The sequence below is a fragment of the Streptomyces sp. NPDC096311 genome (assembly GCF_044763085.1).
GTDB lineage: Bacteria > Actinomycetota > Actinomycetes > Streptomycetales > Streptomycetaceae > Streptomyces.
On record NZ_JBIWFN010000013.1, the window covers coordinates 305,069 to 327,477 of the forward strand.

18 protein-coding genes and 1 pseudogene are annotated in these 22,409 nt (G+C 70.7%); 10 read left to right on the plus strand and 9 right to left on the minus strand.

The window, feature by feature from the left end:
- Positions 1-164: 164 nt before the first annotated feature.
- From ACIRA5_RS31710 to ACIRA5_RS31720, 3 genes are all read left to right on the plus strand, one after another.
- Positions 165-1,367 (plus strand): FAD-dependent monooxygenase, encoded by a 1,203-nt coding sequence (locus tag ACIRA5_RS31710; RefSeq protein ID WP_403696458.1) that lies wholly within the window; start codon positions 165-167, stop codon positions 1,365-1,367.
- Positions 1,368-1,466: 99 nt separating this feature from the next.
- Positions 1,467-2,912 carry an MFS transporter gene (locus ACIRA5_RS31715; protein WP_403696460.1) on the plus strand — a complete coding sequence of 482 codons (1,446 nt, stop codon included), beginning with the start codon at positions 1,467-1,469 and terminating at the stop codon, positions 2,910-2,912.
- Positions 2,909-3,508, plus strand: a complete 600-nt coding sequence (locus ACIRA5_RS31720; protein ID WP_403696566.1) for a TetR family transcriptional regulator — start codon at positions 2,909-2,911, stop codon at positions 3,506-3,508. The genes ACIRA5_RS31715 and ACIRA5_RS31720 overlap by 4 nt, the downstream gene beginning before the upstream one ends.
- Positions 3,509-3,547: 39 nt before the next feature.
- On the opposite strand, the gene ACIRA5_RS31725 is transcribed toward ACIRA5_RS31720, so the two are convergent.
- Together ACIRA5_RS31725 and ACIRA5_RS31730 are read right to left on the minus strand one after the other, a co-directional pair.
- Positions 3,548-4,174: an alpha-ketoglutarate-dependent dioxygenase AlkB gene (locus ACIRA5_RS31725; RefSeq protein ID WP_403696462.1), complete on the minus strand. Its 627-nt coding sequence runs from the start codon at positions 4,172-4,174 to the stop codon at positions 3,548-3,550.
- Between the two features lie 44 nt (positions 4,175-4,218).
- Positions 4,219-5,103, minus strand: a complete 885-nt coding sequence (locus tag ACIRA5_RS31730; protein WP_403696568.1) for an aminoglycoside phosphotransferase family protein — start codon at positions 5,101-5,103, stop codon at positions 4,219-4,221.
- 304 nt (positions 5,104-5,407) lie between these two features.
- Here ACIRA5_RS31730 and ACIRA5_RS31735 point away from each other — a divergent pair, with 304 nt between their 5' ends.
- The 3 genes from ACIRA5_RS31735 to ACIRA5_RS31745 all read left to right on the plus strand — a co-directional run bounded on the left by ACIRA5_RS31735 (position 5,408) and on the right by ACIRA5_RS31745 (position 9,498).
- Positions 5,408-6,466, plus strand: a complete 1,059-nt coding sequence (locus tag ACIRA5_RS31735) for a tetratricopeptide repeat protein (protein WP_403696463.1) — start codon at positions 5,408-5,410, stop codon at positions 6,464-6,466.
- Entirely contained in the window at positions 6,463-7,518 is a 1,056-nt protein-coding gene (locus ACIRA5_RS31740) for a polyprenyl synthetase family protein (RefSeq protein WP_403696464.1), read from the plus strand. The genes ACIRA5_RS31735 and ACIRA5_RS31740 overlap by 4 nt, the downstream gene beginning before the upstream one ends.
- 204 nt (positions 7,519-7,722) lie before the next feature.
- Positions 7,723-9,498 (plus strand): M4 family metallopeptidase, encoded by a 1,776-nt coding sequence (locus ACIRA5_RS31745; protein ID WP_403696466.1) that lies wholly within the window; start codon positions 7,723-7,725, stop codon positions 9,496-9,498.
- 92 nt (positions 9,499-9,590) lie between these two features.
- Here ACIRA5_RS31745 and ACIRA5_RS31750 read toward each other — a convergent pair whose 3' ends face one another.
- Positions 9,591-10,268, minus strand: coding sequence for an AIM24 family protein (locus ACIRA5_RS31750; protein WP_067377408.1), 678 nt, complete (start codon positions 10,266-10,268; stop codon positions 9,591-9,593).
- Positions 10,269-10,403: 135 nt separating this feature from the next.
- Complete coding sequence (locus ACIRA5_RS31755; protein WP_352050266.1) at positions 10,404-10,967, minus strand: NAD(P)H-dependent oxidoreductase; 564 nt, start codon at positions 10,965-10,967, stop codon at positions 10,404-10,406.
- A gap of 128 nt (positions 10,968-11,095) precedes the next feature.
- On the opposite strand from ACIRA5_RS31755, the gene ACIRA5_RS31760 reads away from it, so the two are divergent.
- Positions 11,096-11,761, plus strand: coding sequence for a TetR/AcrR family transcriptional regulator (locus ACIRA5_RS31760; protein ID WP_403696469.1), 666 nt, complete (start codon positions 11,096-11,098; stop codon positions 11,759-11,761).
- A gap of 14 nt (positions 11,762-11,775) precedes the next feature.
- On the opposite strand, the gene ACIRA5_RS31765 is transcribed toward ACIRA5_RS31760, so the two are convergent.
- Entirely contained in the window at positions 11,776-12,939 is a 1,164-nt protein-coding gene (locus ACIRA5_RS31765) for a glycoside hydrolase family 64 protein (RefSeq protein ID WP_403696471.1), read from the minus strand.
- Positions 12,940-13,126: 187 nt separating this feature from the next.
- Between ACIRA5_RS31765 and ACIRA5_RS31770 the strand changes: the two are divergent.
- Positions 13,127-13,848: pseudogene (locus ACIRA5_RS31770) on the plus strand (transcriptional regulator); the annotation flags it as partial.
- Positions 13,849-13,930: 82 nt separating this feature from the next.
- Here the strand turns inward: ACIRA5_RS31770 and ACIRA5_RS31775 are convergent.
- The gene (locus ACIRA5_RS31775) at positions 13,931-14,365 is read right to left on the minus strand and encodes a VOC family protein (protein WP_403696474.1); all 435 of its coding nucleotides are present in this window, start codon (positions 14,363-14,365) and stop codon (positions 13,931-13,933) included.
- A 255-nt stretch (positions 14,366-14,620) separates the two neighbouring features.
- Here ACIRA5_RS31775 and ACIRA5_RS31780 point away from each other — a divergent pair, with 255 nt between their 5' ends.
- Entirely contained in the window at positions 14,621-15,001 is a 381-nt protein-coding gene (locus ACIRA5_RS31780) for a hypothetical protein (protein WP_403696476.1), read from the plus strand.
- Positions 15,002-15,326: 325 nt separating this feature from the next.
- Here the strand turns inward: ACIRA5_RS31780 and rph are convergent, their stop codons facing one another.
- Entirely contained in the window at positions 15,327-17,933 is a 2,607-nt protein-coding gene (rph, locus tag ACIRA5_RS31785; protein WP_403696478.1) for a rifamycin-inactivating phosphotransferase, read from the minus strand.
- 395 nt (positions 17,934-18,328) lie between these two features.
- Entirely contained in the window at positions 18,329-19,087 is a 759-nt protein-coding gene (locus ACIRA5_RS31790) for an alpha/beta hydrolase (protein ID WP_403696481.1), read from the minus strand.
- 395 nt (positions 19,088-19,482) lie between these two features.
- Between ACIRA5_RS31790 and ACIRA5_RS31795 the strand changes: the two genes are divergently transcribed.
- Positions 19,483-20,121, plus strand: coding sequence for a hypothetical protein (locus tag ACIRA5_RS31795; RefSeq protein ID WP_403696483.1), 639 nt, complete (start codon positions 19,483-19,485; stop codon positions 20,119-20,121).
- Between the two features lie 57 nt (positions 20,122-20,178).
- Here the strand turns inward: ACIRA5_RS31795 and ACIRA5_RS31800 are convergent, their stop codons facing one another.
- Positions 20,179-22,287, minus strand: a complete 2,109-nt coding sequence (locus ACIRA5_RS31800; RefSeq protein ID WP_403696485.1) for an alpha-galactosidase — start codon at positions 22,285-22,287, stop codon at positions 20,179-20,181.
- Positions 22,288-22,409: the final 122 nt, after the last annotated feature.

Sequence of the window (22,409 nt, forward strand, 5' to 3'; positions counted from 1 at the left end):
CGGAATTCCTCCGGTCGGCGGACGCTCCGCCGATGATCTTCCCGGGTCGGCGGGTGGCGGGTGGCGCGGCTCACGCCCGCAAGCTGGCGCGAACCGCGGGGGTCGCACGTGCCTGCTACTCTACGTGATCAATCGACCGCTTTGTGTGACGAATTGGAGTGCGCGTGAAGATCGCGTGCGTCGGTGGCGGACCCGCGAGCCTGTACTTCTCGATCCTGATGAAGCGCCAGGACCCGTCCCACGACATCGCCGTCTACGAACGGAACCCGGCCGGATCGACCTACGGCTGGGGAGTGACGTACTGGGCGGGACTGCTCGACAAACTCCACGAGGGCGACCCTGAGTCCGCCCGCGCCGTCCGCGACCATTCGGTGTGCTGGAGCGACGGCGTCGCCCACGTCGGCGACCGGACGACGGTCCACCACGGTGACGAGGGGTTCGGCATCGGCCGTCGGTCCCTGCTCGACCTCCTCGCGCAGCGGGCCCGATCCCTGGGCGTACGCGTCGAGTTCGAGCACGAGGTCACCGTGGACCGGCTGCCCGAGGCCGATCTCGTCGTCGCAGGCGACGGAGTCAACAGCGCACTGCGCGCCCGTCACGCCGACCACTTCGGCAGTGACATCACCCTGGGCCGCAACCTGTACATCTGGCTCGGCACCACCAAGGTCCTCGACTCCTTCACCTTCGCCTTCGTGGAGACGGACCACGGCTGGATCTGGTGCTACGCCTACGGATTCAGCGCCCGGCAGAGCACCTGCGTCGTCGAGTGCGCCCCGGAGACCTGGACCGGTCTCGGGCTGGACCGGGCGAGCGAGGCCGACGGCCTGGCGCTGCTGGAGAAGCTCTTCGTCGACCTCCTCGGCGGACACGAACTGATCGGGCGGGCGCAGGCCGACGGCAGCGCGCAGTGGCTGAACTTCCGCACCCTGACCAACCGCACCTGGAGCCGCGGCAACCTCGTCCTGCTCGGCGACGCCGCCCACACCACGCACTACTCGATCGGCGCGGGGACCACCCTCGCCCTGGAGGACGCCATCTCCCTGGCCGGAGCCCTGGGCGAGCACCGGGAACTGTCCGCCGCCCTCGCCCACTACGAACAGGAGCGCAGGATGGCGCTGTTGTCGGTGCAGAGCGCCGCCCGGCACAGCGCCCAGTGGTACGAGAACCTGCCGCGTTACATCCGTCTCCCTCCGGCGCAGATGTTCGCCCTGCTCGGCCAGCGCCACTCTCCACTGCTCCCGTACATCCCGCCGCAGCTGTACTACCGGATCGACCGCGCGGCCGGGCAACTGGAGGCGCTGCGCCGGTTCAAGCGCTGGCTGGGTCCGCGCGTGGCGCGCACGGTGCAGGCCCGCTCGCGCCGGTAGCACCCCCTGAAGTAGGGCGCCCTTTGGGTGAATAGCAATTCACCAGCTATGGTGAATTGCTATTCACCTTTCTTCTTCGCGCCGACTTCTGGAGTGTTCATGGTGGCACTGCGTGACCGACTGACGGTCCCGGTCCTCGCGCTCGGCGGGAGCCTCATGGCCGTCATGCAGGTGGTGGTGGTGCCGCTGCTGCCCAACCTGCCGAGGCTGACGGGTGCGTCGGCGGGTGCCGTGTCCTGGATGGTGACGGCGACGCTGCTGACCGGAGCGGTGCTCAACCCCGTGCTGGGCCGCGCCGGCGACATGTACGGCAAGAAGAAGGTGTTGCTGATCTCCCTCGGGATGATGACGGTCGGCTCGCTCATGTGCGCCCTCACGTCCGACATCCGCATACTCATCGCGGCCCGAGCCCTGCAAGGGGCCGCGGCCGCCGTCGTACCGCTGTCGATCAGTCTCCTGCGGGACGAACTGCCCCCCGAGCGCACGGGTTCCGCGGTGGCGCTGATGAGCTCCACCGTCGGGATCGGCGCCGCCCTCGGCCTGCCGATCGCCGCGATGGTGGTTCAGTACGCCAGCTGGCACGTCATGTTCTGGGGGACGACCGCGGTCGGCGCCCTCGGGACGGGGCTGGCCTGGTGGGCGGTGCGCGAGTCGCCCGTCCGCGAGCCGGGCCGCTTCGACATGACCGGCGCGCTGGGTCTGGCCCTGGGGCTCTCCTGTCTGCTGCTGGGGGTGTCACAGGGCGGCCAGTGGGGCTGGACCAGCCCCCGGATCCTCGGCCTGTTCGTCGGGAGCGTCTGCGTCCTCGGCCTGTGGTGGGCGCAGCAACTGCGCGCCGCACGCCCCCTGGTCGACCTGAAACTGGCGACCAGCCCCCGCGTCGCCCTGCCTCATATCGCGGCGCTCCTGACCGGCTTCGCCTTCTACGCCAACTCCCTGGTGACGGCGCAGCTGGTGCAGGCGCCCAAGGCGACCGGCTACGGCCTCGAGCTGTCCATCGTGGCGACGGGCCTGGTCCTGCTGCCCGGCGGGGTGGTCATGCTGCTGCTCTCGCCGGTCTCGGCGCGTATCTCGGCGGCCCGCGGCGCCCGGGTGACGCTGGCCCTCGGCACCCTGGTCATCGCCGCCGGTTACGGCATACGCATCATCAACAGCCACAGCCTGCTGGTGATCCTGCTGGGCTCCGCGGTCTGCGCGATGGGAACGGCGTTCTCCTACTCGGCGCTGCCCACCCTCATCCTGCGCGCCGTGCCCGCCGGGCAGACCGCGTCCGCGAATGGCGTCAACGTGCTGATGCGCACCGTCGGCCAGGCCGTGAGCAGCGCCGCCGTCGCCGCCATCCTGATCCACCACACCAGCCTCGTCAGGGGTACCCCGATCCCCACGCTGCACGGCTATCTGCTGGCCTTCGCCATGGCGGGTACGGTCGCACTGGTGGCCTGTGCCGCCGCCCTCGTCATACCCGCCGACCCCACACTCCCCGACACCCGACGGGCCTTCAGCAGTTCGGACGTACCTCGGGACGAGGCATTCGAAGGAGCCTGAGCACCGTGTCCACTCCGCCCCCCGGACTCAGCGCGGCCCCGATCGACCCACCGCGCCGCGACGCCGAGGCCACGAAGGCGGCCATCCTCCGCGCGGCCCGCCATCTGATGGCCCGGCACGCCCACGCGGACATCACGCTCAAGGCGATCGCCGACCGCGCGGGGGTGAGCGCTCCGCTGATCCTCAAGTACTTCGGGAACAAAGACGCGCTCTTCGGGCGCGTGATGTCCTTCGAGACGGACGCCGCCGCCCTCCTGGACGCACCCCTGGACCAACTCGGCGCCCACATGGTCCGCCAGGTGCTCGTCGGTCAGACCGAGCGCGGAGCCGACCCCGTCCTGCGGATCATCTTCGCCCCGCACCAGGGCGACCAGGGCGACATCATGCGCGCCAACTTCCGCACCCAGGTCAGTGACCGCCTCGCCCTGCGGCTGAGCGGCCCCGACGCGGGCCTGCGCGCCGAACTCGCCGTCGGCACACTGCTCGGGCTCGGCGCGATGTACGGCATCGCACGCGGCACCCGGCTGCGCGCCACCGCGATCGAGGACATCGTCGACCGCTACGGCCCCACGGTCCAGGCACTCCTGACGCCGTGAGGCGAAGGGCCCTGCCGGACCGGAACACCCGCCCCCGTCTCAGTTCACGCCGTTCGGACGGAACTGGACGCTGATCCGCGGCCCCGCCGCCCGCGCCGTCTTGGGAATGGCGTGCTCCCAGGTGCGCTGGCAGGAGCCGCCCATCACGATCAGGTCGCCGTGTCCGAGCGGGCGCCGCAGGGTCTCCCCGCCGTGGCGCGGGCGCAGCAACAGGTCGCGCGGAGCGCCCACGGAGAGGATCGCGACCATGGTGTCCTCCCGTGCGCCCCGCCCGATCCGGTCCCCGTGCCAGGCCACGCTGTCGCGGCCGTCCCGGTAGTAGCACAGGCCCGCGGTGGTGAACGGTTCGCCCAGCTCACGGGCGTAGTGCGCGGACAGCGCCTGTCGCGCCTCGTCGAGGACCGGGTGCGGCAGCGCGTCGCCCGCCCGGTAGTACGCGAGCAGCCTCGGTACGTCCACCATGTGCTCGTACATCTGCCGCCGCTCCGCCCGCCACGGCACCTCGTCGACGAGCCGTGCGAACAGGGCGTCGGCGCCGCTGAGCCATCCGGGCAACAGGTCGATCCAGGCCCCGTCGCCCAGGACCGTCCGGCGCAGCGCGTTCAACTGACTGAGGTGGAGCTCGTCGGTCTGGTCGAACAGCGAGCCCTGGAGGTGCGTGGACATACCTCCAGCGTACTCCGTATTCGAATATACGTTCCATTGATGTCTCAGGGCCTGTCGTCGGCCTCCGTGAGGACCGCGTGGATGACGTGCTCGGCGTTGGCGGCGATCACCGGATTGGTGACGCGGTAGTACGGGAGCTGGAGGAGCGCCATGGACAGGGCCCAGCCGCGTCCCCGTGCCCAGGTGGCGTCGTCGGCGCCCGCCGCCTGTCGGAAGGTGTCCCGCGCCTCGGCGGGGAGCAGGTTCCAGGCCGGGATGAGGTCGCAGGCCGGGTCGCCGACGCCGACGGTGCCGAAGTCCAGCACGGCGTCGAGCCGGCCCCCGCGGATGAGCAGATTGCCGGGCATCAGATCGGAGTGGACCCAGATGGGCGGACCGGTCCATGCGGGCGCGGCGAGCGCCGCCTCCCAGGCGGCGGTGGCGGCGGGGGTGTCGATCGTGCCGCGCAGCTCGTCGAGCGCGGCGCGCGTCACGGCATCGGCGGTGGACAGGGGCACGCCCCGGTAGGCGGTCGGCCCGTCGGGCAGCCGGACCCGGCGCAGCGCGGCCACGAAGGCGCCGAGGCCGGCGGCCAGGGGCAGCGGGTCGCTGAGACGGCCGGCGTGCGGGGGTTCGCCGTCGAGCCAGCGCTGCACCATCCAGGGCCACGGGTAGCCCTCGCCGGGTGAGCCGGTGGCGAGGATCTCGGGGACGGTGGCCGGGAGCAGCGGGGCGAGCCGCGGCACCCAGTGCGCTTCTTTGGCCACGTCCTCGGCGCCCCCTTCGATCCGGGGGAGGCGTACGGTCAGGTTGTCGCCGAGCCGGTACAGGGCGTTGACGGTACCCGCCGACGGGAAGCGCTTCAGGGGCAGCTCGGCCCACCGTGGGAACTGCGCGGCCAGCAGTCGTCGCACGAGCGAGGCGTCGATCGGGAACTCGCCGGGACGCATCGGGCCCTCGGGGATCGTTTGCGCTTCTGGTTCTCTGTCTGACACGGGGCCCAACTATGCCGGGGGCGACGGAGGTTCGCGCTTCTTTTTCGCGACAGGCAACCTGGTGCACGCCATCGCCGTCTTGATCGGCAACGGGTGGGCGGCGCGGCAGCCGCGATACGGCAGGGATTCCCGAGTGGAAATCCAGCACACTATGCGCTCTATGTATACAAGGTGTGTATACAGAGTGTGTATACGTAGGTGCACAGTCGAGTCGTCGGGTGCCGCCGATCCGTGCAAGTCAGCCGATCGAAAGGGATCCATGTACGGCAAGGCCTTCGCCCCCGAGTACCAGGGCGCTTTGACCACCCTGTCCGTGAACTCCTCGCTGACCGATGTCCTGGCGGCGGGTACCGAGCAACTGCGCGCCGCCGAGCGCGAGGGCGCCCGTGCCGAGGCGGCCCGGTCGGGCCTGGCGGTCGCCGAGGCGCACCGCAGGCTCGGGCAGGTGGCCGACGCCGACCGGGCATGGAAGGCGAGCTACCGCACCGCCCGCGCGGCCCGGGACACCGGCGCGATGGCGTGGGCGCTGTGGAGCGGCGGCACCCTGGCCCGCCAGCGCGGGGCGTTCCCGCTGGCCTGGCGGCTGCTGCGACTGGCCGCCGAACTCGGCGAGCGGTCCGGGGACGTCGTCGTACGCGGCTACTCCCTGGCGGGCCTGGCGGAGACCGGCCGCATCCAGGGCGACTACGCCGCCGTGACCGCCCTGCACGAACAACTGCTGGCCGAGGCCCGCAAGCGCGGCGAGGCCCGCCACACCGTGTGGGCCCTGGAGGGCATCGCACAGATACACCGCAACACCGGCGCCTACGACACCGCGTACGCCATGTTCGAGGAAGCGGCCGAGATCGCCGCGCGCGCCGAGGACCGGCGCGGCCACGCCTGGGCTTTGCGCGGCCTCGCGGACATCGTCTCCGTACGCGACCGGGACCCGGACCGCGCGCTGGCACTGCTGAGCGAGGCGGAGGTGTCCTGCCGGGCGATGAACCTGTCCGGGGCCCTCGCCTACAACCACAAGATGCGCGGCAACGTCCTCTACCGGGCGGGGCGTTATGAGCGGGCCCGGGACCTCTACGCGCGGGCACTGGCGGAGTTCGAGGCGATGAGCGAGCCGCGCGGCCGGGCGCTGTCCCGGCTCGGGCTGGTCAAGTCCCTGGCCAGGCTCGGCCGCGACCGCGCCGAGACCGCCGCCGAACTCACCGAACTGGCCGGCGTGTTGGAGGGCATCGGGCTGCGACACGCCCGGGAGATGGTCGAACGGGCGCGGACGGAGCTCGGCCTCACCCCGGCGGAGGGCGCGGACACGGAGGCAGCCCGATGACCTCTCCCCGTACGGTCCTGACGGCGCCGCCCGCCGCCCCGGAGATCCTGGCGCGCTGCCGAGATCTGGTCGCCCCGGCCCTCGCGGAGGCGGTCGACGGCCTGCACCCCTGGGTGGCGGAGATGGCCGGCTACGCGCTGGGCCGCTGCGAGGTCGGCGGCGCCCCCGCGACCCACCGCCAGGGCAAGGGCGTACGACAGGCACTCGCCGTACTCGGGGCCGAGGCGGCCGGAGGCTCCGCCGAGGCGGGCGTGCCGGGCGCGGTGGCGGTGGAACTGCTGCACACCTTCTCGCTCCTGCACGACGACATCATGGACGACGACGCGCTGCGCCGCGGCCGTCCCGCCGTGTGGAAGGCCTACGGAACCGGCCCCGCCGTCCTCACGGGCGACGCGCTCTTCGCCCTGGCCGTCGAAACCCTCACCGCGGCGCCCGCGACCGCCCACGCCCCGGCGGCAGTGCGGCGGTTGACGAGGGCCTCGCGCGACCTGGTCCGCGGTCAGGCCGACGACCTGCTGTTCGCCCACCGCCCCTGGACCGGCCCCGACGCGGTGAGTGCGGGGGAGTACGAGGCGATGGCCGAGCACAAGACCGGTGCCCTGCTCGGCTGCGCGCTGGCCGTCGGGGCCGGGTTCGCGGGCGCGCCGCGGGAGACCGCCGCCGCCCTGGACCGTGCCGGACGGCATCTCGGGGTGGCCTTCCAGATCGCCGACGACCTGCTCGGCATCTGGGGCGATCCGGCCGTCACCGGGAAGCCGGTGCACGGTGATCTGCGGCACGGGAAGAAGACCCTGCCCGTTCTCGCCGCCCTGGCCGCGCCGGGCCGCTCCCCGCTCGCCGAACTCCTCGCCTCCACCGCCGTCCTCGACGACGGTGCCGTACGCCGGGCGGCGACCCTGGTCGAGCGGGACGGTGGTCGCACGGCTGCCCTGGACGCGGCGCGCCGGCATCTCGCGGCGGCGGACACCCTGCTGGCGGGAGCCTCCCTGGCCCCGCGTCCCGCCGCGGACCTGCGGACGCTCCTGACCTCCCTCGCCCACCGCACGATCTGACACCTGCGCCCCTCCGGCTCCCCCCCCGCTGTGGGCCGGAGGCGCTGCGACCTCGATCACATGTGCGGGTCGGTGGACCTCGTCGGGCAACCACCGCCCCCCTCGTCGCATCTGTCGGAAGGGCCCGACAGCCTCCACGGCGTTCAACGGCGCCGTGCCCCAGGGCGGTTGGCGACACCGGCCGCCCCCGTTCGAAGGAACTCAGTGCGTAGACCCCACATACGCCGCGTGGCGATCGCCGTCGCGGTGACGACGGCGGCCACGCTTCCGGCGGGCCCCGCCTTCGCGACGCCCGACTCGCCCGCCCGCGCCGCGACTTCGGCCTCCTCGCCGGTGGAGGCCGCCCGGGCCGCCGCGTTCGCCCACGCCCCGGCCACCGGTGTCGGCCCGGGTGACACCCTGCGGGCCACGGACGTCATGACGGACCCGGACGGCAAGCAGCACGTCCGCTTCGTCCGCAGCCATCAGGGGCTCCCGGTGCTCGGCGGCGACCTCGTCGTCCACCTCGGCAAGCAGTCCGCCTACCTGGGCGTGACCAGGGCCGCCGACCACGCCGTCAAGCCGGCCACGACCGAGGCGAGGCTGACGCCCCAGCAGGCCGAACAGAAGGCCGCCGCGGTCGCCCAGGGCGACGCGGGCAGCGCCGAACTCGTCGTCGACGCCCGCGACGGCGCCGCCGCCCTCGCCTACCAGGTGCGCGTGATCGACAGCGGCACCACCGAGGTCGGTGGCTCGCGCACGGTCGTCGTGGACGCGCAGAGCGGGCGGATCCGCAGCAACACTCCCGACAGCGACGAGTTCATCTCGCCGCACCTGGAGAAGACGCTGCGCGAGAAGGGCGAGACGGCGAGCCCGGTGACGGGCGTGGCCACCCAGCCGTCCGGCCTCCTCGGCGCGACGGCGGCCGCCCGCTACCCGGTCAAGGCGACCGGCAGCGGCACCTCCCTCTTCGCCGGCAAGGTGACGCTGACCACGACCCGAACCGCGCGCACCAGCTTTCTCCTCAAGGACCCCACCCGGTGGAACACCGAGACCCGGGACGCCAAGGGCGCGGAACTGGAAGCCTTCTCGCGCGGCACGAAGTTCACCAGTACCACCAACAAGTGGGGCACCGGCACCACCGCCAACCGGACCACCACCGCGGTCGACGCCCAGTACGGCATCACCCAGACGCTGGACTTCTACAAGAAGACCTTCGGCCGCAAGGGCATCAAGAACAACAGCACCGGCGCCCGCGCGATGGTCCACTTCGGCCGCAAGGTCGGCAACGCCTTCTGGGACTCGACGTGCGGCTGCATGCTCTACGGCGACGGTGACGGCGCCATGTTCAAGAAGCCGCTGGTCGTCCTGGACGTCACCGGCCACGAGCTGACCCACGGCGTCGTCGACGCCACCGCCGCCCTCGAACCCACCCGGGTGGACGCGGACGGCAACCAGTACGGCGAGCCGGGCGCACTCAACGAGTCACTCGCCGACGTCTTCGGGTCCAACGTCGAGTTCTCCGCCAACAACCCGAAGAACCCGCCCAACTACCTCATGGGCGAGAAGCTGGGCCTCGCCCAGAAGTTCCTGCGCCGCCTCGACCACCCCTCCCTGGACAAGCTGGAGGGCACCATCGACTACTGGTCGCCCGAGGCGTACGACACCGAGGTGCACGCCGGTTCCGGCGTCTCGTCGCACGCGTACTACCTGCTCGCCGAGGGCAGTGGCCGCAAGACGATCGGCGGTGTGACGTACGACTCGCCGACCTACGACGGCTCGCGGGTGACCGGCATCGGACGCGCCAAGGCGACCGCGATCTTCTACCGCGCGCTGACCCGCTACATGGTCTCCACGACCGACTTCCACGACGCGCGGACCGCGACCCTCAAGGCCGCCGCCGACATGTACGGAGCGACCAGCGCCGAGTACCGGGCGGTGGACGCGGCGTGGGCCGCCGTCAACGTCACCACCGCCAACACCCCGGCCGCCCGACGCTGACGGACGGCACGGGAAGGACGGCACGAGCAGGACGGCACCAGAAGAAGGGGCCCCGCCACCGGGCGGGGCCCCTTTCGCCGTTCCCCCCGGCGTCAGTGCTGCTGTGCCTTCTGCGGAGTCGCCTCACTCGGCCGTACGACGACCAGGCCGTCGCCCTCCAGCTTCAGCTGCACGGCCTCGCCCGAGCCGCCGCGGATCATCGAACCGATCGACTGCGAGCGGTGCAGCGAGGTGTGGAGCTGCGCGGTCCAGCCGACGACCGCGTCCGTGTCGACGTACACCGGCTGCTGCGGCGAGACGGGTATCACCAGCGGGTTGCCCTCGCAGATCAGCCCCAGTCTGCCGTGACCGCTGAAGACGCTGTTGAAGATGCCGCCGCCGGTGACGCCCGCGCCCTTCACGGTCTTTATCTCGTACGACAGCGTGGAGTCGAAGCACAGGACGTTGCGCCCGTTCACGGTGAACAGGTCGCCCGGCTCGATGTCGATGATGAAACAGTTCTGCGCCTCGTGCGCGAACCAGGCCTCGCCCTGCCCGCGCACCGTCATCAGCGGCAGTCCCTCACCGGTGACCGCCCGCTTGAGCATGCCGCCCACGCCCTGGCCCTTGCGCTCGAACTGCAGATTCCCCCGGTAGGCGATCATCGCCCCCTGGCGCGCGAGCATGTCGCCGTTGACGGCGTACTTGATCGATTTGGCGTTCTGGATGGTCATGCCCGGCGTGACGGCGGGCTGCACCATGTGGTCACTGGAAAAGAGATCACCCTTCATGCGGGCATCTTGGCCCGGAGGGTTCGGTTCCGCCAAGATCGCTGACAACTGGGGGGTCGTTGGGGGCGGTCGGCGGCTGCCGGGAACGCGCGAAGGGCCGGTCCGGTGGCACCGGACCGGCCCTGGGGGGAGTCGTCAGGCGGCGCTGGCCGTGCCGACCTGGCTGTGCAGGCGGGCGACGACCTCGGTGAGCTGGGCGGCGACCTCGGCGTCGTCGACCGGGTGGGTCTCGGCGAAGCGGGTCACGGAGCCGGGAACGGAGAGCTTGAGGTCCTCCAGGACGGCGGCACCGGCGATCCCGAGGGCCTTGCGGGCCTCGTCCTGCGCCCAGACGCCACCGAACTGACCGAACGCGGTGCCGACCACGGCGGCGGGCTTGCCGGTGAAGGCGCCGGCGCCGTACGGACGCGACAGCCAGTCGATGGCGTTCTTCAGGACAGCGGTGATCGTGCCGTTGTACTCCGGCGAGAAGAGCAGGAAGGCGTCGGCGCGGCCCGCGGCCTCACGGAGGGCGGTGGCGGCGGCCGGCACCTTGCCCTCGACGTCGAGGTCCTCGTTGTAGAACGGGACCTCGGCGAGCCCCTCGAACAGCTCGATCTCCGCGCCTTCGGGGGCGAGCTTGACAGCCGCCTCCGCGAGCTGGCGGTTGTGGGAGCCGGCGCGAAGGCTGCCGACGAGCGCGAGGATGCGTACGGACATGGGGAACTCCCGGGGACGAAACATTGCGGCAATAAAGCGGACCGAGGTCCGCTTGCTGGTCTGTTTAATGTTGTAGCACCTAAACGGACCAGGGTCCAGTTGCCCCCTTCTGCCGTTACGCTGTGTTCATGTCCACCCCACTTCCGCCCTTCCCGAAGGGGCAGGAACCCTCGGGAGCCCCGGTTCCGCTGGAGCTGACCCTCGGTCCCGCCGCGCCGCAGCTCCGCGCCGACGCCGCACGCAACCGCGCCCGGCTGCTGGAGGCCGCCACCCGCCTGGTGGAGGAGCACGGGGTCGCCAATGTGACCATGGAAGCCGTCGCCGTCGCGGCCTCGGTGGGCAAGGGAACCGTCTTCCGGCGCTTCGGTGACCGCACCGGCCTGCTGATGGCCCTGCTCGACCACACCGAGCAGCAGTTCCAGGCCGCCTTCCTCAGCGGCCCGTCACCTCTCGGCCCCGGCGCGTCACCGGCGGACCGCCTGCACGCCTTCGGCTGCCGGGCCCTGCGCGAGATCCACGACCGGCTCGACCTGTACATCGCCGCCGAGCCGGACGCCTCCCGTCGCTTCAGTTCCGCCCCGTACCGCGTCCGCTTCACCCATGTCGCCATGCTCCTGCGCGAGGCCGTGCCCGGCGCGGACGGCGTTCTCCTCGCCCAGACCCTCATGGGCTACCTGGAACCCGCCCTGATCCACCACCTGACGCGCCAGTGCGGGATGCCCCTCGAGCGCCTGGAGTCCGGCTGGCACGACCTCGTGAAGCGGACCACCTGCCCGGTGCCGGACAGGCCCTAGCTCTTCGGTGTCCGTCAGTTGAACGGGTCCAGCGTGACGTACGCCTGTTGGGGGTTGCCGTCGTGGACGAGGGACTCGTAGTTGCCGACGTCGTCGAAGGCGAACGCGTAGGCCTTGCCGTCGGCCATCTGCGCGTGGATCTTGCGGGCGTACTGGTTGGTCACCGTGTCCTGGTAGAAGTTCGCCGAGCTCGTGTCCGGCTGGTTGGGGTTGGTGAGAAGGGTCGAGCGGTTGAAGCCCGCGCACAAGGTTCGTGAAATGGGGCCGCGTACCAGGTCGTTGGGGGCGTCCAGCCGCTTGTAGCAACCGAAGATGCTGTCCGAGTCGGGCTTCTGGAAGCTGGTGACGACCGCGCCGGCGCTGTTGGTGAAGTTCATGACGTCACCGGAGACCCGCCCGAAGTACTTTGTGTTCGGCTGATCGGTGAACGGCGTCACCGTCAGCGTCGACGAACTGTACTTCTGCCACACGCGGTTGATGTAGTCGTCCATGACGGTGCCCGGCAGCGCGCCCGCCTCGATGCCGTGGCCGGGAGCCAGCGCCCGCAGGACGGTGCCGTCGGACCGGGTCTGGATCAGATGGGCCCAGCCGCCCGGCTGACCGCGCAGGGCGTTGAAGAACCCGGTGTAGCCGCCCGTTTTGAGGTGGCCGGTGTTCTTGGTGCTCCCGTCGGCGAGCTGGACCCCGACGGCGTACGGGGCCGAGAACATGTCGACCTGGGTGCTGTTGATCCACAGCCCGGAGTCGTTGAGCGTGTACTCCGACCAGTTGAAGAGGATGTTGTGGTTGGGGTCGCTCGGGTTCTGCACGGCCGGCTGCACCAGGCCGCCGGTGGTCAGGCGGAAGTCGAGTTTCTGGCCGTAGGAGAAGTAGATCCGGCCGGAGAATTTCGGCATCCGGATCGTCATCGACTGGCCGTTGGCCGGGCCCGTGATCGAAGCGTCGGGTGCGGGCGTCGGCGGATTGCCGCCGGCGGGCCAGGCGTGGAACGTGCCGTTCGCGTCGGCCCAGCCCTGCTGGCCCGTCGAGAGGAGTGTTCCGAGGTCGTAGATGTACACGGGTTCGCTGCGGCCGGAGTTGTTCGTGAACTTCAGCGGGATCGTCGTGGGGACGGCCGCGTTCGCGTCGGAGGGGGCGCCGAACGTGAGAAGCGCCGTGGTGGCGGTGGCCGCAGCCACCGCCAGGGCATGCCATGTGCGACTCCTGAGCCTTCTGGGCACTCGCTCTCTCCTTGAGTGGGGGGATTCCAACGAGGTGGATTCCGGCGGAGTGGAGCCGTCCGGTTCTCGTTGAGAGCGCTCTCAGAATTGCGGCGGGTGCCGTACATGTCAACGATTCCGGCAGGATTGGTCTGGTCCAACTGGGCGGGGACGCGGCGCCCAGCCCTCGTCCCAGACACTGGCCGCTCTCGCCCGGGCGCTGCGGCTGGGGGCGACCAGCGCGACCACCTGTTCCATCTCGCCGACCGGCCGCTGCCCGCATCGGCGCACGGCGCGAGCGCGCGGCACGCGCAGCCCGCCCTGCTCGGGCTGCTGGACCGGCTGGTCACCACCCCGGCCCAGGTCATCACCGACCTGCACGAGACCCTCGTCCAGAACGAGCCGGCCGCGGCACTGCTCGGCCGGGCTCCGGAGCCGCGCGGCCCCGTCACCGGCTTCGCGTACCGCTGGTTCACCGATCCGGCCGCCCGCGCGGTCCACCCGCCCGAGGACCATGCGCACCACTCACGCGTCTTCGTCACCGACCAGCAGGCAGTCGCCGCCCGCCGGGGCCGCGACACCGAGGTCGCCGGGATGACTGCCGCACTGCGGCGGCGCAACGCGGAGTTCGCCGCCCTGTGGGACACCCACGATGTAGGCCTGCGCCGCACCGATCACAAGCGCATCGTGCATCCCGCGCTGGGCGTCGTCGAGTTGGACTGCCACAGTCTGTTCAGCGAGGACGGCCGCCAGCGCCTCCTGTGGTTCACGGCCCCGCCCGGTACCGAGGGCGCCGCTCAGCTTGAGTTGCTCGGCGTCATCGGCACCCAGGACATGGCGGCGATTGAGGGCGCCTCTCACAGCGAAGGCGGCGTCCACACGGACTGAGAGTGGATGCCCCGCGGGACGGCGACCCTCGTGATGGCGAACTGCACCAGCCGACTCCCGAAGGTGCCACGTTCGCGGCTCCTCAGTCGAGACAGAACTCGTTGCCCTCGATGTCCTGCATCAAGAGGCACGACTCGTTGTGGGCATCGGCAAGCAGTAGTCGCACGCGTACAGCGCCGAGCGCGACCAGTCGTGCGCATTCGGCCTCGAGTGCGGCCAGGCGCTCTTCACCCACGAGCCCGGTGCCGACCCGCACGTCCAGATGCACCCGGTTCTTGACGACCTTGCCTTCAGGGACGCGCTGGAAATACAGTCGCGGGCCCACACCTGAGGGATCAATGCATGCGAACGCCGAACCCTGACGCTCAGGCGGCAGTGCGCGATCGAAATCGTCCCAAGTAGCAAACCCCTCCGGCGGCGGCGGTACGACGTACCCCAACACCTCGCACCAGAAACGAGCGACGCGCTCAGGTTCTGCGCAGTCGAAGGTGACCTGTATCTGCTTGATCGCTGCCATCGGTCCATCGTAGAGGCGGGGCCTCTCGTCGTGTCCACGTGCTCGCCCCTGGCCAGCTTGTGGCGCATGCAGCCGACTCCCGTCGCACTCGTGCCGGGTGCAGGATGCCGCACGCCCGGTCACAGCCGCGTGAATCCTCAGGCTGTCGCGCGAGTGAGGGTGCGAATTTCTTCCAACTGCTCTGGTTTCAAAGGGACTTGAATGTATGGTCGGCTGCGGCCTCTCACCGGGAGGGGCCAACACAGGGGGAGAACTGTGTCAGAGATTTCCCGGCGGACCATGCTGGGCGCCGCCACCGGCACGGCCGCAGCGGCAGCGCTTCTCACCGCGGCAGGGACAGCGCAGGCAGCCGCCACCGTGGACGACAACAGCGACGACACCCGGCAGGCCACGAACCAGGAGACCGATACACCCATGGCCGTCACCACCGAAGCGCAGAAGTACGAAGCCTACGTGGCCAACGACGAGGGCGAATGGCTGACCCACGCCATCTTCGACCCCACCGCCGACATCGGCGACATGTGGGCCTTCGTCGACGCGGCCCTGGCCCGCCTGCGGCCGAGGTACCCCAACTACACATTCACCGGGAACGTTCGGCGGTACGACCAGGTGATCACCGACATCGCACACCCGTAAGGACTCGCTTCCGGAACGGACACCACGCGAGCCGGGGCGAGCCCGGCAGTGCCGTACCGACTGTTGGGCCTGCCGGTCCCGACAGTCGGCCGGCGGCTGTGGCACCGGCGCGGTGGGGACCGAATCCGCCTGATGCGGTCGGTCGCTCATCGCCGGACCGTTCCCCGCTCAGGGTGCGCCCCCCCGCGCTGTCCGGCCGTGATCACGACGGACACCGACGGGGGATTCGCACCGCAAGCCGCCAGGCTCTCCTCTCCGGCCTCGGGCCTTGCTGCTGGGCGTTGTTCAGTCGGAAGCTATGGATGGGGCTTCCCGGTGTGGTCGGTCAAGGCAGGATCTCGACGTACCCGTCGGTTCCGTGCACGCGGATCCGCTGTCCGTCCCGGATCAGCCGGGTGGCCTGCGCCACGCCCACGACGGCCGGCAGGCCGTACTCCCGGGCGATCACCGCGCCATGGGTCATCTGGCCGCCCACCTCCGTCACCAGGCCCGCGACTGCGACGAACAGCGGCGACCAACTGGGGTCCGTGAAGGTCGTGACCAGGATGTCGCCCGCTTCGAGATCGGCCTCCGCGATGTCAAGGATGACGCGGGCCCTCCCCTCGATGGTCCCGGCGGAAACCGGGAGGCCGACCAAGGCGCCGGCCGGCACGTCGTCGCGCCGGTACGCCCCGGTGACCGCCTCACCGTCCGAGGTGAGCACCCGGGGCGGTGTGAGCGCGTGGTACGACCGGAAGGCGTCCTTGCGCTGCTGGATGAGCCGGTCATCCACCTGGTTCGAGCGCACGACGTCGTGGAGTTCCTGGAACGTGAGGTAGAAGATGTCCTCCTGCTCAGGAAGCAGGCCTGCCTGCACGAGGCGCTCGGCCTCCTCCAGCAGGGCCTGCTTGTAGACGAAGTAGCGGCTGATGATGCCGTACTTCGGGTACTCCCGGTACCCGATGAAGGTTCTGACCCGATCGATCATCCGCTTGGCCTCGTCGGCTTTCCGGTCCCCGTCCGGCAGGGCCCGCAAGCGTGACAGCACGTCCTGTTCCTTCTTCCGCGCCTTCTGCCGCCCTTGTTCGAAGCGCCGCTCGGCGGCGCCCGGCTCGAAGTTCCTGACGTTGTCGAGGATCACGGGCACGAGCGTGGTGGGGCGCTCGCGCCAACGTGGCCTCGTGATGTCGATCTCGCCGACGCAGCGCATGCCGTATCGGTCGAGGTAGCCCTCGATGGCGTCGCGCGCTTCGGCCCCGCCCGCGAGCTTCGCCAGCTCGTCCAGGAAGGATGCGTCCTCGACGTACGCGACGCCGTGCAGGAACGCCACCACCTCCGCGTGCGAGCGGATCACGTCCGCGACGTCGAGCAGCGCCAGACCCATCTCCGACGTGACGTTGTCGGGGGCGGACAGCGTGAGCGTGTCAGCCGCGTTCTTCTCGCCCAGCCACTCCCGCAGCGTGTCGTTGAGCCACCACGTGGCCTCCATCCCCGCCATGATCGCCTGCATGCTCAGCGGATCACTGAGGACTCGCTTGTGCTCCTTGAATGCCTCCAGCAGGAAGTCGAACAGCGCCGGTCCGGACTTCGTCCGGATGTCGCGCTCCAGGGCGGCGATGGACACCTGGCTGCGCTCGATCAGCTCGCTGACGATGGCCGGATCGGTCGCGATCGGGGCGGACGCACCGCCGGCCGGCGGCCCGCCGGGCCCCGCGTCCGGGGCCGACGGAACGAAATCGTCGCGGTCGAGGACGGTCTCCAGAGCGTCCCTGACCAGCGGATCGCCTCTCCCCACGAGGTCCAGGAAGCCGGCGCGGCTCGTGGGCGAGGCCAGGCGCCGGGTGGCGTCCACGAACAGCCTCCCGCCGGCCTCCTGCATGGGCGCCATGGCCGTCAGCTGCCACACGGAGATCCCCAGGGGCTTCATGGGGTCGGTCATCATCTGCTGATGCCCCACGGAGAGGTAGACGTGATTCTCCTGGTCACTGCTTTCCGGGATCGGGAACAGCGTCGTGATCGGCCGGCTCTGAACGATCTGGAAGCCGTCATCGACCAGGCACCATTCGATGTCCTGCGGGCGGCCGAAGTGTGCTTCGATCCGCCGCCCGAGCTGCACGAGCCGCACGACCTGCGCATCCGTCAGCGCCGGCTCCTCCTGCCGCTGCGCGTCGATCGCCACTTCCTGCGTACCGCCACCCGGAAGGGCGTGAACGGCACGCTGTTTGGCGGCGATCACCTTGGCGACGATTTCGCCGTGTCGCACCTTGAAGACGTCCGGGTTCACCAGGCCGGAGACCAGGGCCTCGCCGAGGCCGAAGCCGGCATCCACGGTGGCGACCTTCCGGTTGCCCGTGACGGGGTCGGCCGTGAACAGGATGCCGGCCGCATGCGGGAAGACCATCTGCTGCACGACCACGGCCATGTGGACCGTACGGTGGTCGATACCGTTCCGCTGGCGGTAGGTCACGGCCCGCTCGGTGAACAGCGAGGCCCAGCACCGGCTGACGTGCTGGAGGATCGCCGTCGGCCCCACGACGTTCAGGTACGTGTCCTGCTGGCCGGCGAAGGAGGCCGTCGGCAGATCCTCTGCCGTCGCGCTGGACCGTACGGCGCAGGCGGCCTGCTCGCCGAGCTCGGCGAGCGCGCCGGTGATCGCCGCCGCGAGATCGCCCGGGATGGCGATCCCCTCGATGGTCCGGCGGATCTGCGCGCTGAGCGTGCGGATCGCCTCACGGTCGTCCGGGTTCAGGCGCGACAGCTGATCGAGCCGATCGTCGATCGACGGCGCCTGCGCCATGATCCGCCGGAAGGCGTCCGTCGTCACGCAGAAGCCACCTGGCACGCGGATGCCTTCGATCCGCGACAGCCCGCCCAGGTGCGCGCCCTTGCCGCCGATGACCGCGACCTGCGTCTCGTCGACCTCGTGAAGGTCCGACACGTACCGCTCAGTCATCGCGATACCTCCGAGGCAGCCGTGCTCCGTCGCAGTGCGGCGGCCGATCGCATCACCGGCGCCTCGAACTCTGCCGAAGTTCCTGTCGAGCACGTCCTCCTCCCTGGTTGCCGTCCCCCTGACGAGTCGGCCGACCGCTCCGCCCGGTCGGGCCCATACGTCGACAACAACACACGCACGTCGTGTCCCCATTTCCGCAGGTTGTGGCATCGGCCGACGATTCTGCGCCGTGACCCGGGTCTTGCGGCAAGCCCCCCACTGCGCTATATGTTGAGAGTGGCAAGGAGAGAGCTCTCCTTGCCTTTTCCTTTTGCCGTCCACTGGAACTGACAAGAAGTTCCTTTCCAGACGCCTGACGGTCGCCGTGGCTCACGTCTCCCGACACCGCCGGCAGGTCAGGCCGGTGACGTGCCGGCCCGGCCGAGATGCCGCAGGAAGAACCGGGCCGAGTTGTCGACCTCGTATCCAGGCACCTGGTTGTGCCTGCCCGGGTAGGCGTGCAACGCCTTCTCCTTCGAGGCGCAGGCGTCGAACAACGCGAGACCGGACTGGCGGTTGATCTCCTCGTCGTCCCACGGGAGCAGGAACTCGACCGGGATGGTGATCCGCTTGGCCGCCTCGGTCAGCGCCTCGTACACGAAGACCCCGCCGAAGGTCGCGGCGGTGATCCGGGGTTCGATCGCCGTCAGCAGCAGCCCGGTCGCGGTGCCCAACGTCATGCCGCCATAGCCGACCGGCGCCTCGGTACCGATCTCGGGCAGTGCCTGGAGGGCGTCCAGGGTTGCCCGCCATTCCGGCACGGCGCGCTGGGCCAGTGAGCCGTTGAAGTCAACGATGATCGGGCCGATCGGCTCTCCTGCCGCCCGGGCCCGCAGGAGAGCGGCGACCCACTGCTTGTCCTCCGCGTTGCGCGGCCGGTCGCCGTGTCCGGGCGCGTCGATGGCGGCCACGGTGAATCCGCAGGTGGTCACGTAGTGGTGTGCACGGGCCAGGATTCCCGGTGCCTTCTTGTGCAGGCCGCCACTGTGACCCATCAGGACCAGGGGTGCGCCGGCGGAGCCGGATGCGGGTGACCAGAGCACGCCGGTGACCTCATCCAGAGCGAAGTTGCGTTCGACGACACCGTTCGACGATGTCTCTGCGGTGAAATGCATGAGTTGTTGCCTTTCGGGAGTGCCTTGTCGAGGCGCTCCCGGCGACAGCTACGTCAACCGCCCAACCGTGAAGAAGATGGGGAGCACCCATGGGATACGGCGTTCATGGGTCTCACCTCCTCGCGCGATGTCACGGTGTCCCGGACGCTAGCAGCCCCGGCATCGTCCCGCCCAGCCCTTTTCCGTCGAACCGGGAGTTCTGAAGATCCTCACGCCTGCGCCCGGGCGGGAGCTGAGGCGACGACGGCTCGTGCCGCCCCGGGCCGAGACCCCGGTTCGCCGTGGGCCGGGCAACCCCAACGGGTCAGCACCGATCGCGGGCGTGGAGCCGGGCACGGAGCATGGGGGAGGCCCGCAGACCGGGTTTTCGGACCGGCAGGAAGAGGACGAGCTCCATGAGCAGACGCACCCACGGTGGCCCGGCACGGACCGGCCGCGGCCGCGCGACCGCGGCCCTCCTGGCCACCCTGACCTGCGGCGCCGCGCTCGTCTCGTGCAGCACGAACAGTGGCGGCGACAGCGCCGCCGCCACCGTCACGCCGCGCGCCACCCCGCCGGACACCTCGTCGTTCAGTGGCACACCGCCGTCCGCCCTGGCCTCGGCCGCCTCCTCGATCATCGGCTCCGCCCGGGCCTCGGCCTCGGCGGCGGCCTCCTCGCTGTCCGCCGCGGCCTCGGAGTTCGAGGCGTCCGTCTCGGCCGACACGGCCCGCGCGAGCGCGCAGGCACAGGCGGAGCTGAAGAAGGTGCAGGGCTCCGGGAACGCGCGGTCCGACGTCGCCATGAGCGGCTTGCCCAGGGCGAAGACGGGCGGCCTGCTCGCCGTGCTCGTCAACATCACCAACAACACCGATCGCACGGCCTCGTACGCCGTCCAGGTCGACTTCAAGAACGCCGACGGCAAGGTCGTCGAGACCAGGTTCGTGGGCGCGGAGAACCTCAAGCCGGGTCAGCGCGCCCAGCCCGTCGCCATCAGCAGACAGCCCACCCAACCCCAGCTGACCCCGGTCCTGGCGAAGGCCCAGCGGTACTGACGGGCGCCCGACGGGCGAGAGCGACATCGGGCGGCCCACCAGCACATTGACGGGGTGTCAGTCCTCCCGGACGAGGTGCACTGCCGTGCTGGACCAGTCGCCCGCCGGCAGGTCGACGTCGAGACCGTACTCGCCGAGCACCGTGGAGTGGTGCACGGCGCCGGAGCGGGCGTCGCGGTAGCGGCCCCCGGGGGTCAGACCACGCGGCCGGACCGGCAGCCTCGGCGCGCCGTGGCGGGAGACACGCCGGTAGGCGAGCAGCAGGGTCTCCGAGGCGTCCGCGGCGGTGTACTGCACCACGCAGACCGAGTCCTCGGCGGGCGGCGACAGCCGGTCAAGCCTGCCGTGCTGGACGAGATGGCGGACCTTCTTGTACGTGGCGACCAGGTCGGCCCCCTCCCGCAGTTCCTCCTCGGACCAGTGCGTGAGATCGCCCCCGATGCCGAGCGCCCCGGCCATCGCGACGTGGAAGCGGAAGCGCAGCGGGACCGTACGGCCGGTGAGCTGGTTGGGTACGTCGGTCACCCAGGCGCCCATCGTGCGGGCGGGGTAGATCTGGCCGTAGCCCTGCTGGATCCCCATCCGGTCGGCGGCGTCGGTGTTGTCCGACGCCCACGCCTGGTCGGTGCGGGAGAGGATGCCCAGGTCGACGCGGCCGCCGCCACCACTGCACGTCTCGATCCGCAGCGCCGGATGGTCCGCGCGCAGACGGTCGAGGACGCCGTAGAGATTGCGTACGTACGCGGGGCCCAGACGGTCGGCGCCGTCCTGCCGGTCGGGCCAGCCGGCCTCGCTGAACGCACGGTTCATGTCCCACTTGAGGAAGTCGATGCCGTGGTCGCCGACCAGCCGGGTCAGCCAGCCATGGGCCCAGTCGGCGACGTCGCGGCGAGCGAAGTTGAGGACCAGCTGATTGCGCAGCTCGGAGCGGGGGCGGCCGGGGAAGTGCAGTACCCAGTCGGGGTGTTCGCGGTACAGGTCGCTGTCCGGGTTCACCATCTCGGGCTCCACCCAGAGGCCGAAGCGCATCCCGAGCCCGTGCACCGCGCGGACCAGCGGGGCCAGCCCGTCCGGGAAGCGGTCGGGCGCCGGTGTCCAGTCGCCGAGGCCCGCCCGGTCGCTGCGGCGCGCCCCGAACCAGCCGTCGTCGACGACGTAGAGCTCCACCCCGAGCGCCGCCGCCCGCTCGGCGAGCGCCTTCTGCCCGACCTCGTCGACGTCGAAGCCGGTCGCCTCCCAGGAGTTGTAGAGCACCGGGGCGAACTCGTCGGCATGGGGCAGGACATGGGCCAGGACGTACGCGTGCCAGGCGCGGCTGGCCGCGCCGAAGCCGCCGTCGGTGCACAGTCCCGCGAACGGGGGAGTGGCGAACTCCTCGCCCGGCGCGAGCGGCACGGCCGTACCGTCCTGGCCGGGGCCGCCGGTGAATCCGGCCCGCCCGTCGGGGGTGCGCTGCACGGTGACGCGCCAGCTCCCGCTCCACGCGAGGGCGGCGCTCCACACCCGCCCGTGCTCCTCCGTCGCCTCACCCGCGTCGAGCATCAGCCACGGGTTCGCGTGGTGACCGGTGATCCCGCGACGGCTGGTCAACACGGTTTCGCCGTACGGCAGCCGGTCGCGTCGCAACTGGTTCTCGGCGGACCACTGGCCCGTGACATGGCTGAGCCGGTAGTCCCGCTGCGGCGGCAGGGTCCAGGCGGCGGAGTCGGCACGCAGCAGGGTGACGGGCTCGTCGCCGTCGTTGCGGACGACGGTCCAGCGCTCGATGACGTCCGTGTCCTCGCGCACCCGGTAGTGGAGCGCCACTCGCAACGGGTAGCGGCGGTCGCGGAACGACAGGGTCAGCTCGCCCTCGTCGACCTGGTGGCCGGTCGGCTGCCACTCGAAGGCGCGGGAGCCGTCCGCGAACCGGACCTGCAGTGACGGCGGTCCGTAGCGCGTGCCGCCGTCGACCGGCAGCTCCTCGCCGACGGGCGGCCTGCCCTCGAAGCTGCTGGCCTCGGGCGCGGGTGGCACGGCGAGCTCCTCGGCCTCGGCCGGCGTCAGTCGTGGACCCCACGCGACATGGCAGGGCGCTCCGGTCTCGTCGATCCGCAGCGCGTACGAGGTGCGCGGTGTGGACAGCAGCCAGACCCCGGCGTCCGGGGCGAAGGAGATCGGCGACATGGATCCTCGCGTTCAGGTGGTGCTCACGTACGAGACAAGGAAAAGCCAACCCTGACCTTGGATCACGTGTCAATGCTTGCTCACATTCTGGATTTCATAGGTCACAGGTGCCTCATGGAGCG